The sequence below is a fragment of the Arsenicibacter rosenii genome, assembly GCF_001870735.1.
Classification (GTDB): Bacteria; Bacteroidota; Bacteroidia; order Cytophagales; family Spirosomataceae; genus Arsenicibacter; species Arsenicibacter rosenii.
Genome location: NZ_MORL01000007.1, coordinates 1 through 12,637 on the forward strand (window position 1 = coordinate 1; position 12,637 = coordinate 12,637).

Sequence of the window (12,637 nt, forward strand, 5' to 3'; positions counted from 1 at the left end):
AAGATTAACTATCTCGCAACTTGGATTAGATTAAAAAAAGAAGTAGGCTTTGCCACATCCGGCCTTGTAGAAGTTAAGAGTGTATAATACGCTCTTAACACACTATGCGCTACAGGATTTGGCCGAACAGCTGGTTAGTGATTATCTGCGCGTTCTGGGTAGGGGCGTGCGTTAAGTCCTACTCGCCCGACATGCCGTCGATCGGGAAACGACTGATTGTGGAAGGAATGATTACGGATCAGCCGGGACCGTATGTGATCAGGCTGAGCTACACAACGGACTACACCTTTGCCAGCCTGAACTATCTGGTCTACAATGCAAGTGTGTCCATCACGGACGATGCCGGTACGACAGACGTTCTTCAGCAACTGAGCCCCGGAGTTTACCAGACCCGCACGAACGGCATTCGGGGAGTAGCCGGCCGGAGTTATAAACTGACCGTGAAAACAACCGACGGGCACGTATATGAATCGGCCCCCGAACCACTTAAGGCATCCCCGCCGATTCAGGCCATTTATTACGAATATACGTACCACCCGACCGAACCGACCAACGACAAACGGAATCAGTGGGATGTGTATATCGACACACAGGACCCCGAAACCACCGGCGATTACTACCGCTGGCAATGGAAAAACTACGAAGCCATTTCGTCGTGCCGGGTGAGTCCGGATGCAGGCATTGACGGGTATTACACCGGTGTCGCCTGCTGCTCAGCCTGCTGGGATATCAACCAATGCTACACCAATTGTCTGTCCCTGCGTTCAGACGCCCGCATCAACGGCAAGCAGATCAGCCGTCAGTACATCATGAGTGCGCCGTTTACGTCGTTAACAACCTATTATGTCGAGGTGGAGCAGCAGCGGATCAGTAAGGGCGCCTTTCAGTTTTTTAACACGGCCGACAAGCTGGTTAGCAACACGGGGGGCATTTTCGATGCTGCACCGGTCTCGCTGGGCGGCAATATCCGCTGCACGAGCCATCCCGATGAACAGGCATACGGCTACTTCGGCGCGGCGGGTGTGACGGTCCGGTCGCTAAAAATTGACCGCATTAAAGATGCCGTCGGCGATCCGGTGGGCAAAAAAATCCGGATCGATGCCTTAGCGGGTTGCGCTGCCTGTGTGGAAAGTACGTACCGGACCGCCATCAAACCCCGCTGGTGGGACAATTGATTGATGATATAATGCTGCGGCTACCGGATATTGACGGGGTTAGTGCTGATGCGTCAGGATACGGAAGAGCGGTGTTTCTTCGTGGCGGGAGGCAATCACCAGCTCCGTGTTGCCCATGTGGGGCGTAAAAAGATCGGTTGTCAGTTGCGGGCAGTTGTTGTCTTTCGACATGTGTGCCAGCAGAAGATGGCTCATATAGGCCGGTTTGTGCGCCAGCAAGAGCGAAAGGGCCTGCTGGTTCGACAAATGACCGTTTCCGCCCCGGATCCGCCGTTTCAGAAAGAGCGGGTAGCGGCCCTGTTCCAGCATATCTTCGTCGTAATTGGCTTCCAGAAATGCGGCATGGCACTGTTTGAAATGGGTAATGACATGCTCGCAAACGGCTCCGATATCAGTAAAAATGCCGATATTGACCCCGTTGCCTGAGACCATAAAGCTATGCGGATCAGCGGCATCGTGGTACTTAGGAAAGCCTGTGATGCTGAGAGCACCAATCTGCACCGGCTGATACGGATCAAAAGAGCGCAGGGTCAAACCGCTCAGCGATACCCGCGAATTGGTCATCGTCGGTCGGGTAATATAAACCGGCAGCTGGTATTTCTGCGCTAGTTTGGGCAACCCCAGCATATGGTCGCTGTGCTCGTGTGAGACAAAAATGGCCTTAACACTACGGAGGGACAAGCCCAGGCGAAGCATCCGGCGTTCGGTTTCGCGGCAGGAGATACCGGCATCAATCAGCACCGCTTCCTGTTCATTGCCGACGTAATAGCAGTTGCCGTTGCTGCCTGAGTTGAGGGAGGTAATAAATAATTGCATAGCTGACCTGAAAACGGCGAATTTTGTCTCGTTGTTCCCCTGGAAAAAAATCAGACATTTGTAGTTCACAACAAACAACCTGAGGAGGCTGTACCCTTGCTTTTCCTATGCTGATCGATTTACGAAGCGATACCATTACAAAACCGTCTCCGGCCATGCTGGAGGCTATGTTTACGGCCGACGTCGGCGACGATGTTTTTGGCGATGACCCGACGGTACTGGCTCTCGAAGCGAAAGCGGCCGCGATGTTTGGTATGGAAGCCGCCCTGTACTGTACGTCGGGGACGATGACCAATCAGCTGGCGATCCGCACCCATGTTCGCCCGGGCGATGAAGTGATCTGCGACCAGCTTTCACATATTTATCTGTACGAAGGGGGCGGCATTGCGGTCAATGCCTTTGCTTCGGTGGCGCTGCTGCCCGGCGAACGGGGTAAGCTGACGCCGGCACTGGTACGCGACGCCATCAACAACCCTGCCGATCCGCACCGGCCGCTGTCACGGCTCGTAAGCCTCGAAAATACCATGAACAAAGGTGGCGGCTGCTATTACACCATCCCCGAAATTGCCGCGATTAAACAGGTATGTGATGAACACGGACTGGCCCTTCATCTTGATGGCGCCCGATTGTTTAACGCCCTGATCGAAACCGGCGAAAGTCCTGTGGCGTATGGGCAGCTGTTCGACTCGGTCAGCATCTGCCTGTCGAAGGGGCTGGGGTGTCCGGTCGGGTCGCTGCTGCTGGGGAAAACAGCCTTTATTGCGCAGGCACGCCGGTTCCGGAAGATGATGGGCGGTGGCTGGCGGCAGGCCGGTTATCTGGCGGCGGCCGGTATCTACGCGCTCGACCATAACATCGAACGCCTGAAGCTTGACCATGCCCGTGCCCGGAAAATCGGGGCGATTATGGCGCAGCGGCCTGAAATTGTTGATGTGATGCCCGTTGATACCAATATCGTCATCGTAGAATTGCCGGAGACGATACTGGCAACGGACTATGTGCAGGAACTGACCCGGAAAGACATCAGGGCCGTGACATTTGGTAAACACCTGGTACGGTTCGTTACGCACCTCGATTTTACGGATGAGCATCTGGCCGCCTTTGAGCAGCAGATCGGCTAAAATTCTTCGGGTTCTTCGAAATCGGGTGATACCAGCCGGTACCAGGCCGGATGCCGACGGAGGTAGGTCACTACAAACGGGCAATACGGAAAAATAGTCCAGTGTTGCTGGTCGATGTACTCAAAAGCGCTCTTGACCAGATAAGAGCCGACACCTTTGCCTTCGAGTGCGGGGTCAACCTCAGTATGGGTCAGGGCCAGTGCGTTGTTTTTCAGCTGGCGGAATTCCAGAATCGATAGGTGGCCGTCAATCGTTAGTTCAAACCGGCGGCGCTCCGGATGATACTCAACGGGGTAATCTGTCAGGTTCATGTGCTGGTAAATAGTATAGTGTTTATTTGATAAACCGTAAAAGCCCTGGCTGACAGATTCAGCCAGGGCTTTTACGTTAAACTACCCGGCGGGAGTCGTCCAGTCCGCGCAGGGCCAGATAAAAGGCAATCAGATAGATGACCTGCGTACCGGCCGTCTGCCAGTCCTGTTTCAGAGTGGTCCCAAAAAGCAGCGAAACAATGATCAGGCCGCCAAGGGCATACCCCCATTTCAACAACCGGCCACCAAGCAGAATAAGCAGACCACTGGCAAGCTCAAGAAAAGGCAGTACATACAGAAACGCCACGGTAACGGGTTCCGGCAATACCGTATCATTGAACCCCGGCGCCATTTTGCCGACAAAGCCGGACAGGTTGGGAAGGCGTGTCAGGCCATGCATGAGCATGTTAACCCCCATTCCGAAGCGGATGACAAGCTGAGCGAGCTGGCTGGCAGAAAAAGTAAGCATATATACGTTGGTTGTTATACACCACCCGACCGTGTCACGTGGCCACCCAGCGAATAATTATCATCCTGATGGTGGTCATGTTCGGTCAGATCCGTTTCTTCTTCAACAGCCGTCAGGTCTTCATATTCTTCATCTCCTGCCGTTGCCGGATCATCATCTTCTGTTACGGTCAGGTCTTCGTATTCTTCCCCGCCATCTTCAACGGCGGCTCCGCTTTGGTTGGTGACAATATTGGGATCCATCCGCGGAATACGGGTACTGACCAGTTCGGTGTCATGGCTTTCGCTGTTCCGGGCCATGGTACTGATAACGCCCTGATTCTGATCATCGGCGGCATCATATTGCGTTTGTTTCGGGTTCATAACGTTGTGTCGTATTTTTAAATAGTAACCCCCGGCAGGCCCGAAAGTTTTGAACCCGGAACGACACGGCGTCAGATTGTCAGTTTACGTCCCCGGGCGGTTACCTCCCAGGTACCGATCACCTGGCCGTTTTCGACAACAAACACGGAATTATACAGCGCGACAGTCGGGCAGATATGAATCGGAATGCCGTACCAGACATCGCCCGGTTTGCATGTACTTGTGTCTGCCATCCGGACAACCATGTGTTCTTCGCTCTGGCCGATGGGCTGAGCGTCGGGTTCGTTCAGAAACACAATACGGGGCAGCGGGTTTTCGGCGGCAATGGCTTTGTGGCCCAGATCCAGGCAAAGCGTCTGCTCATCAATAATGGATATAACACGGGTCATCACTACGGCGGCCCAGTCAAACGGCTGATCAGGAGTGATCGCGGCATAACCGGCATCCCAGAAGACAAACGTGCCCGGGCTGGTCATAACGCCGGTGCGGCGGGTATGGCACGGGAAGGTTGGGGTGCCACCGGCTACAACAAGCAGATCAAGGCCCAGGTGCTCAAGGACCTGCCGGCGCAGGGTATCGACCGGCGCAAACGCCTCGTCTGCCTTGCGGATACGTTCGGCCAGATCGGTATCGCGCAGATGGCCGTCGTAGGCATGCAGCCCAACCACCCGGATACCCGGCAGGGTTTGGGCATACCGGATCAGATCGAAGGCTTTTCCGGGTTTGATACCCGTCCGGTTCATGCCCACGTTCAGGTCGACGTAGACCGCAAGCGTCCGGTCGGTAAATGCCTCTGCAAGTGCTTTAGCCGCGTCAGGATGGTCGATCAGACAGGAGAACTCTGTATCGGCATAGGCTTCCTGTAACTGGTGTAACCGGTCAATCGTTGGTCCGACAGCGGCATAGGCCAGCAGCACATCCGGCGCACCGGCCTGCGCGAGCATCTCGGCTTCGGCAATGGTGGCACATTTGAAACGGGTAATGCCTTCGGCCAGCATCATATCCGACACTGTCCGCATTTTATGGGTTTTCACGTGCGGGCGCATCCGGTCTGCATCACCAGCCATCCGGATGGCCTCGCGGATGTTATACAGCACCCGGTCAGGATAGATCAGCAGGGTAGGCGAGGTCGCCAGTTCGGGATTCCGGACCGCGTACCAGTCCGTTAAGGATGTATTCATAGCCCAAAAGAAACCAAACCCCCGTAGAGACGCAAGATGTTGCGTCTCAAAATTCCAATTCATAGATCGATAATTGAAGGGCACAGGAACATACGATGGAAACGGTTGGTGGGTATTGCGTTAATGATGGGTTGTTTACCTGACGGTGGCTGGAGACGCAAGATGTTGCGTCTCTACGGGGTGACAAATGAAAAAAACAGCGTCTGGATATATTAAAAAAATCATGTACGATGGGCTGTTTAAAGGTAAATACTGTATCGATGCTGCCAGATTGACCACGTATGACTATGGGTCAAATGGCTGCTATTTTGTTACGATCTGTACCCGTGAGAAACTCCACTATTTCGGTGATATTGCCGGACAAAACCATGAAGCCTGCTTAGTACCAACACCTATCGGGCAGCAGGCAATTGATTGCTGGCTGGCCATTCCTGAGCATTTTCCATTCGTGATACCGGATACGTTTCAGGTAATGCCAAACCATGTGCATGGCCTGCTTTGGTTTCAAAAAGAGGACGACCGCCAATGGGGGCAAAATACGTTTGGACCACAAAGACAGAATCTGGCATCAGTTATTCGCGGATATAAGATCGGCGTGACCAAATTTGCCGCTAGTAACAATATTGAGTTCGGCTGGCAAGCCCGCTATTACGAGCGTGTCGTCCGGAATGAAGAAGAACTGAAACACATCCGGCAATACATTATACAAAATCCGGCAAAATGGTATACGGATTATAAAAATGACATCAATTTGTTCATGTAGTCATGGTATTTTGCATTTGTGGAGATACAAATGCTGCGTCTCTGTAGGATGCTAAACAAATGCCCGTAACCATGATCAAAACAGCCTACCAGCAAGAACTGAAATTTGCCGGAACCTGCCAGAAAGGCAACAAGGGAAAAGCGGTCAAACAAATTCAGGAGTGGCTGAACCTGTCGGTGCCCCGTTTTCCGAATGCTACACTGGCCACAACGGTCGACAGTGATTACGGCAGCGCTACCGAAAAAGCGGTGAAGAATTTCCAGAAAGCGGCAGGTTTGCCGGTTACAGGGATTGTCACCGAAGAGGTATTCACCGTGCTGTCGAGCCCGCTGAAAAAAGCCTTTACCATCCCGGCCAAACAGCCGGACTTTCGTAAACAAGTGCTCCAGATTGCACAAAACCACCTGACGCTTAAGGCTATTGAGTTACAGGCCGATGATGCGCAGAACCTGGGCCCCTGGGTCCGGAGCTATTGCGATGGCTTCGACGGGTCTCCGTTTAAGTGGTGTATGGGATTTGTGCAGTCGGTGCTGGATATCGCGTCGACGGCCCATGGCAAGTCATTTACCAGCCTGATGCCCCAGACGCTGAGCTGCGATGTGGTGGCCATGGCGGGGAAACAGAAAGGTGTGCTGATTGATAACGCCGCCGTCCGGAAAGCCCCTGAAAAGGTAAAGGCCGGTGATGTATTTCTGATCCGGATGGCCGCTACCTCTGACTGGTTCCATACCGGTATCATTACGGACATTGACGGGGATGTGTTTGAAACCCTGGAGGGTAATACCGACGTAAAGGGATCAAGCAACGGCACGGGCGTTTTTGCGCGGGTCCGGAATTTCCGGAAAGGGGTTATTGATGTGTTTTCAATCGATGGGTTAAGCGCATAATATTGCACAATATTGTGTTATATTACGCCATTTTGTAGAGACGCAATATGTTGCGTCTTGTGTACAAATAAATTAAGACGCAATATGTTGCGTCTCTACAGGATACCTATTGATGAACCATGAAAAAATTAATTACGTCTCTGTTACTGGTCATGGCCCTGTCGGCGGCCAATGCCCAACAATCACTGGTCAAACGCATGAACCCGACCAACTGGTGGGTGGGTATGAAATCACCGGAATTGCAGATACTGTTTTATGGCGATAAGCTCGCCGGACACACATTGACGCTAAAGGCCTACAAAGGCGTGGTACTGAAGAAAGTACACAAGGTTGAAAACCCGAATTACGTCTTTGCTGATCTGGAAATTAAACCGGAGACCAAAGCGGGTAAACTGGAGTTTCAATTCTCAGACGGTAGAAAACAGATCACACAGACCTATGAGCTACTGCCGAAAAATCCGTACCGGCCCAAAGGCGTGTCACCGGCTGATTTTATCTACCTGCTGATGCCCGACCGTTTTGCCAACGGTGACCCTTCGAACGATAAATTTGCCGATATGGCCGACCCGCTTATGGATCGTACCAGCCCCTGGCTACGGCACGGCGGCGATTTGCAGGGCGTTACAAACCATCTGGATTATTTTACAGATCTCGGCGTAACGGCGTTATGGCTCAATCCGGTCATCGAAAATGACCAGCCGACTACGGACGAAGGGGGCACGCAGCGCAGCGCCTACCACGGATACGGCTTTACCGATCATTACAACGTTGACCGGCGGTTCGGGGGAAATGCTGCCTACAAAACCATGATCGATGAAGCGCATAAACGGGGGCTGAAGGTGATTCAGGATGCTGTATACAATCACGTCGGTATCAATCACTGGATCCTGAAGGATATGCCGTTTAAGGCGTGGCTGAATCAATGGGATACCTTTACGCAAACGTCCTTTAAAGAACCCGCCGTACTTGATCCACATGCGTCGGCCTACGACCGCCGGATTATGTCGGATGGCTGGTTTATGCCGTTTCTGCCGGACCTGAACCAGAAAAATGAATTTGTGGCGAAGTTTCTGATCCAGCATGCAATCTGGACTGTGGCTTACTTCAATATCGACGCCTGGCGGATTGATACGTATATGTACAACGACATGGCGTTTATGAACCGCTGCAACGCGGCACTGCTCAGCGAATACCCCGATATGTTGCTTTTTGGCGAATCACTGGCAACTACGGTGGCGAATCAGGCGGCTTTTGTGCGCAACAACATCAATGGGCTGCCGTTTGCCTGTAACCTGCCGTCGACGCTGGATAATCAGTTTTTTGTGGCCGTGAAAGATGCCCTGAACCAGAAATACGGCTGGAGCGACGGGGTCAACCGGCTCTATAACCTGCTGGTACAGGATTACCTCTACAAACGCCCCGACCTGCTGGTTACCTACCTCGACAACCACGATGAACACCGCTTCCTGTCGGTCATCGGCGAAGACATTGATAAGTATAAAATGGGCCTGACCTGGCTGATGACCATCCGTGGAATCCCGCAGATTTATTACGGTACTGAGCTGGGGGTAAAAAACTTCAAGGATCCGACCGATGCTGAGGTCCGGAAGGATTTTGTCGGTGGCTGGAAAGAAGATAAGGAAAACAAATTTCTGAAAACCGGCCGGAATCAGCGGGAAAACGAGCTGTATGACTTTATGAAGACGCTGGCACAATACCGGAAAACATCGCCGGCCCTGACGCAGGGTAAGTTCATGCAGTTTATGCCGTACGACGATGGCATGTACGTTTATTTCCGGTATACCGACACCAGCAAGGTTATGGTTGTTTCGAATACCGGCGAGAAGGAAAAAGGGCTGGATATCAAGCGTTTTGCGGAACAGTTGAAAGGCGCTGCAACGGCTGTCGACGTGATAACCAAAGAGCGTGTGGCACTTGATAAGCTGACGGTCGGGCCAAAGAAGTTTTTCGTTCTGGAAATTGCCCGGTAGAGACGCAATATTTTGCGTCTCATTTGGACAGTGAAAACAAGAGCGGCAGTACGTTGTGCTGCCGCTCTATTGCATTCAAAAAAACGCAGGTATAAAAAATTGAGACGCAATATTTTGCGTCTCAACACATTGCATTTATCGTGAAACGTACAGATATGCAAATCGTCGCGGTCGGCGGAGCGAGATGCGGATCGTTAACGTTTTCCGGCACCAGATTACCAGTTGTGAGCGCTCTGTCGGAGACAGGTACGCCAGTAGTTTTCGTAGTTCTTTCAGAACCAGCCGTCTGTCAAAACGGACTTTGTCAAGGATCATTTTTGTATAATCTAACCAGGTCATAAGGGTACATAACTTGAGTGTTATATGAATAACGGCTATATGCAGCAAAGTTGCATACGAATTAGATTATAAAATGATTAGAATTACATAACCGGTTCTCTGGCGGTCTGCACGGTATGTGCGTTGCGGTAGAAAATCCGGTAAATGATCGGAAAAACCAGCAGGGTCAGAATCGTGGCGGTAATAAGTCCTCCGATGACAACAATGGCCAGCGGCTTCTGCGTTTCTGAGCCGATGCCCGTCGAAATGGCGGCTGGCAGCAACCCGATGGCGGCCATGAGCGCGGTCATGACTACGGGCCGGATGCGGCTTTGTACACCCCGCCGGATGGCTTCATCGATCGGCATCCGTTCTTTCCGGTTCTGGTTGAAGACCGATACCAGAATCACCCCGTTCTGCACACAAATTCCAAAGAGCGCAATAAAGCCTACCCCCGCCGAAATGCCGAAGTTCATACCGGTGGTGTGCAGGGCCAGGATGCCACCCATGAGCGCAAACGGCACGTTCAGCAGTACCAGCCCGGCATCTTTGGCGTTCCCGAACATGATGAACAGCAGTACGAAAATCCCTGCCAGACTGATTGGTACTACCTGGCCTAACCGCTTCGTGGCCCGCACCTGGTTCTCAAACTCGCCGACCCACTCGATGGTGTACTCCTTCGGCAGCTGAATTTTCTCGCGGACCCGTTGCTGGGCTTCCGCAATGGTGCTGCCCAGATCGCGGCCGCGTACCGAGAATTTGACCCCGATAAACCGTTTGTTGAGATCGCGGTAAATAAAGGCTGGTCCGGTAATCTTGCGGATAGTGGCAATTTCGCTCAGCGGGATTTTGTTGCCGTGTAGCGTAGGCACCATCAGCCGCATGATATCGTCCTCTGTTTTGCGGTATTCTTCGGCATAACGGAGCCGGATGTCGAACCGCCGTTCGCCTTCGTACAGAATCGACGCTGTTTTGCCGCCAATCGCCATTTCAATGACGGCCTGTGCATCGGCGGTCGTCACGCCGTAGAGCGCCATTTTATGGTCATGGAACAGCACACTCATTTCGGGCTGACCCACATTCCGGATAATCCCCAGGTCGCGGATACCGTTGACCGGCTGGACGGCTTCCATCACCTGTTTTGAGTATTTCTCCAGCTGGTAAATATCCGGACCGAAGATTTTAATCCCGTTGTTGGCCTTGTAGCCCGCTACCGCTTCGGCCACGTTGTCGATAATCGGCTGCGAGTAGTTGTACAGAATGCCCGAATAGTTTTTCAGCTTTTTGTCCATCTCATCGGTCAGCTGATCGACGGTGATCTTGCGTTTCCATTCGGATTTAGGCAGCAAATCGACCTGGAACTGGCAGAAATAGAAGCCGTTGGGGTCGGTACCATCGTTGGAACGGCCTACCTGCGACAGCACCTGTTTCACTTCGGGGAACGTCTGCAGATCCTCACGGATGGTGCGGGCCATGTCGACACTTTTCGGCAGCGACATACTCATCGGCAACTCGGCCGTCACCCAGAGGGCACCTTCGTTGAGCTGCGGCAGAAATTCTGTACCCAGAAACGTCGACGACATAAACGTGATGCCCAGGGCAAGGGTAGCCATGAATAAACTGACCTTCCGGTTTTTAAACGTCCAGTCGAATCCGCCCGAAACCGATTTCTGGAAGAAATTGACGACCGGATTGTTGCGCTCCCGCACGTTCTTTTTCAGCAGTATCGAGCAAAGCACCGGCACCAGTGTAAGTGTAAAGAGGAGCGCCCCCAGCAAGGCGAAACCCAGCGTCCACGCCAGCGGACTGAACATTTTGCCTTCTACTTTCTGGAACGAGAAGATCGGCAGGAGGGCGGTGATGATGATCAGTTTCGAGAAGAATACGGCCTTGCCCAGTTCCCCGCCGGTTTTGCGGATCAGGCCCAGCTTCGCCATATGGTTGAACTTCTTCATCCCGACGCGGTGGGCCAGCTGGTCGAGCGAGACAAATATGCCTTCGACCATGACGACGGCTCCGTCGATGATGATGCCGAAATCGACGGCCCCCATCGACAGCAGGTTGGCCGACATGCCCCGTAGCCGTAAGCACATGAAGGCAAAGAGCAGCGCCAGCGGAATGATGATCGATACAATCAGGGTGGTCCGCCAGTCGGCCATGAACAGAAAGACAATCACCGTTACCAGCACAATGCCTTCGGTCAGGTTGTGCAGCACGGTTTGCGTACAGAACTGAATCAGGTTATCGCGGTCGTAAAACGTTTCCATTCTTACATCCGATGGCAGGACCTTCTCGTTGAGTTCCGTGATTTTTTCCTTTACCCGCGTCAGCACCTCGCTCGGGTTTTCGCCCTTGCGCATCACAATAATGCCTTCAACCATGTCGTCCTGTTTGCCGAGGCCTACCTGTCCTACCCGTGGCAGGCTCGATTCGGCCACATCGGCCACGTTCCGGACCAGTACGGGGTTGCCGTTCAGCTCTTCAATGAGGATGTTGCCGATGTCTTCTGTTGAGGTCAGCAACCCGACCCCGCGCACGACATAGGCCTGTCCGTTGCGCTCGATAACATCACCGCCGACGTTGATGTTGCTGCGGGTAACGGCCTGATACACCTCAAGCGGTGTCAGGTCGTATTTAGCCAGCTGGGTTGGATTGACCCGTACTTCGTAAATTTTATCCTGACCGCCGAAGGCCACAATGTCGGCGACGCCGGGGACCGACCGAAGCTGCCGGTCGATGACCCAGTTCTGGAGCGTCAGCAGGTCGCGGCTGTTCAGATGGCTGCTTTTGAGCGTATAGCGGTAGATTTCGCCGGTAGGTCCGTAGGGAGGCTGCACGTCCGGATCAGCACCCTCAGGCAGCGACACCGTCCTGAGTTGGTTGTTAACCTGCTGCCGGGCGAAAAAGTCCTCCACATCATCGTCGAAAATAATCTTGATGACCGACAGACCGAACATGGTGGTTGAGCGGACGTTGGTTTTCCGCTGCACCGAATTCATCGCCACTTCGATCGGAACCGTCACAAACCGTTCAACCTCTTCGGCGCTCCGGCCGTTCCATTTGGTAACGATAATAATCTGGGTATTCGTCACGTCAGGAAAGGCTTCCAGCGGCGTATTCAGGTAGCTGAACACCCCGGCAATAATCAGCCCTGCCGTGACAAAAAAGACAAAAAACCGGTTCTTCAGCGAAAAGCCGACGATGGATTTTATGAGTTTATTCATAAAAAATGAGTGAGTGAGC

At 52.8% G+C, this 12,637-nt stretch carries 11 protein-coding genes; 5 read left to right on the forward strand and 6 right to left on the reverse strand.

Annotated elements, in window-relative coordinates; all coding sequences use genetic code 11:
- Positions 1 to 104 precede the first annotated feature (104 nt).
- Positions 105 to 1,175 carry a DUF4249 domain-containing protein gene (locus BLX24_RS14510; protein WP_071503890.1) on the forward strand — a complete coding sequence of 357 codons (1,071 nt, stop codon included), beginning with the start codon at positions 105 to 107 and terminating at the stop codon, positions 1,173 to 1,175.
- A 39-nt stretch (positions 1,176 to 1,214) separates the two neighbouring features.
- Here the strand turns inward: BLX24_RS14510 and BLX24_RS14515 are convergent, their stop codons facing one another.
- Positions 1,215 to 1,991 carry an MBL fold metallo-hydrolase gene (locus BLX24_RS14515; RefSeq protein WP_071504124.1) on the reverse strand — a complete coding sequence of 259 codons (777 nt, stop codon included), beginning with the start codon at positions 1,989 to 1,991 and terminating at the stop codon, positions 1,215 to 1,217.
- Positions 1,992 to 2,098: 107 nt separating this feature from the next.
- On the opposite strand from BLX24_RS14515, the gene BLX24_RS14520 reads away from it, so the two are divergent.
- The gene (locus BLX24_RS14520; RefSeq protein WP_071503891.1) at positions 2,099 to 3,112 is read left to right on the forward strand and encodes a threonine aldolase family protein; all 1,014 of its coding nucleotides are present in this window, start codon (positions 2,099 to 2,101) and stop codon (positions 3,110 to 3,112) included.
- Here the strand turns inward: BLX24_RS14520 and BLX24_RS14525 are convergent.
- The 4 genes from BLX24_RS14525 to BLX24_RS14540 all read right to left on the reverse strand — a co-directional run bounded on the left by BLX24_RS14525 (position 3,109) and on the right by BLX24_RS14540 (position 5,435).
- Complete coding sequence (locus tag BLX24_RS14525; RefSeq protein ID WP_071503892.1) at positions 3,109 to 3,423, reverse strand: GNAT family N-acetyltransferase; 315 nt, start codon at positions 3,421 to 3,423, stop codon at positions 3,109 to 3,111. The two genes, BLX24_RS14520 and BLX24_RS14525, sit on opposite strands and share 4 nt — an antisense overlap.
- A gap of 76 nt (positions 3,424 to 3,499) precedes the next feature.
- The gene (locus BLX24_RS14530) at positions 3,500 to 3,892 is read right to left on the reverse strand and encodes a DoxX family membrane protein (protein ID WP_071503893.1); all 393 of its coding nucleotides are present in this window, start codon (positions 3,890 to 3,892) and stop codon (positions 3,500 to 3,502) included.
- A 14-nt stretch (positions 3,893 to 3,906) separates the two neighbouring features.
- Positions 3,907 to 4,254, reverse strand: coding sequence for a hypothetical protein (locus BLX24_RS14535; RefSeq protein WP_229201805.1), 348 nt, complete (start codon positions 4,252 to 4,254; stop codon positions 3,907 to 3,909).
- Between the two features lie 71 nt (positions 4,255 to 4,325).
- On the reverse strand, positions 4,326 to 5,435 hold the full coding sequence (locus BLX24_RS14540; RefSeq protein ID WP_071503894.1) for a D-TA family PLP-dependent enzyme: 1,110 nt from the start codon (positions 5,433 to 5,435) through the stop codon (positions 4,326 to 4,328).
- A 223-nt stretch (positions 5,436 to 5,658) separates the two neighbouring features.
- Between BLX24_RS14540 and BLX24_RS14545 the strand changes: the two genes are divergently transcribed.
- From BLX24_RS14545 to BLX24_RS14555, 3 genes are all read left to right on the forward strand, one after another.
- Complete coding sequence (locus BLX24_RS14545; protein ID WP_071504126.1) at positions 5,659 to 6,198, forward strand: transposase; 540 nt, start codon at positions 5,659 to 5,661, stop codon at positions 6,196 to 6,198.
- Between the two features lie 71 nt (positions 6,199 to 6,269).
- Positions 6,270 to 7,085, forward strand: coding sequence for a peptidoglycan-binding domain-containing protein (locus BLX24_RS14550; protein ID WP_071504127.1), 816 nt, complete (start codon positions 6,270 to 6,272; stop codon positions 7,083 to 7,085).
- Positions 7,086 to 7,204: 119 nt separating this feature from the next.
- Positions 7,205 to 9,076, forward strand: a complete 1,872-nt coding sequence (locus BLX24_RS14555; protein ID WP_071503895.1) for an alpha-amylase family glycosyl hydrolase — start codon at positions 7,205 to 7,207, stop codon at positions 9,074 to 9,076.
- A gap of 422 nt (positions 9,077 to 9,498) precedes the next feature.
- Here BLX24_RS14555 and BLX24_RS14560 read toward each other — a convergent pair whose 3' ends face one another.
- Positions 9,499 to 12,618, reverse strand: a complete 3,120-nt coding sequence (locus BLX24_RS14560) for an efflux RND transporter permease subunit (RefSeq protein ID WP_071503896.1) — start codon at positions 12,616 to 12,618, stop codon at positions 9,499 to 9,501.
- Positions 12,619 to 12,637 lie beyond the last annotated feature (19 nt).

What these genes read in the sequence shown, in the direction of transcription:
- BLX24_RS14510 (WP_071503890.1), top strand. Translation starts at nt 105, where the DNA reads ATGCGCTACAGGATTTGGCCGAACAGCTGGTTAGTGATTATCTGCGCG.
- BLX24_RS14515 (WP_071504124.1), bottom strand. Translation starts at nt 1,991, where the DNA reads ATGCAATTATTTATTACCTCCCTCAACTCAGGCAGCAACGGCAACTGC.
- BLX24_RS14520 (WP_071503891.1), top strand. Translation starts at nt 2,099, where the DNA reads ATGCTGATCGATTTACGAAGCGATACCATTACAAAACCGTCTCCGGCC.
- BLX24_RS14525 (WP_071503892.1), bottom strand. Translation starts at nt 3,423, where the DNA reads ATGAACCTGACAGATTACCCCGTTGAGTATCATCCGGAGCGCCGCCGG.
- BLX24_RS14530 (WP_071503893.1), bottom strand. Translation starts at nt 3,892, where the DNA reads ATGCTTACTTTTTCTGCCAGCCAGCTCGCTCAGCTTGTCATCCGCTTC.
- BLX24_RS14535 (WP_229201805.1), bottom strand. Translation starts at nt 4,254, where the DNA reads ATGAACCCGAAACAAACGCAATATGATGCCGCCGATGATCAGAATCAG.
- BLX24_RS14540 (WP_071503894.1), bottom strand. Translation starts at nt 5,435, where the DNA reads ATGAATACATCCTTAACGGACTGGTACGCGGTCCGGAATCCCGAACTG.
- BLX24_RS14545 (WP_071504126.1), top strand. Translation starts at nt 5,659, where the DNA reads ATGTACGATGGGCTGTTTAAAGGTAAATACTGTATCGATGCTGCCAGA.
- BLX24_RS14550 (WP_071504127.1), top strand. Translation starts at nt 6,270, where the DNA reads ATGATCAAAACAGCCTACCAGCAAGAACTGAAATTTGCCGGAACCTGC.
- BLX24_RS14555 (WP_071503895.1), top strand. Translation starts at nt 7,205, where the DNA reads ATGAAAAAATTAATTACGTCTCTGTTACTGGTCATGGCCCTGTCGGCG.
- BLX24_RS14560 (WP_071503896.1), bottom strand. Translation starts at nt 12,618, where the DNA reads ATGAATAAACTCATAAAATCCATCGTCGGCTTTTCGCTGAAGAACCGG.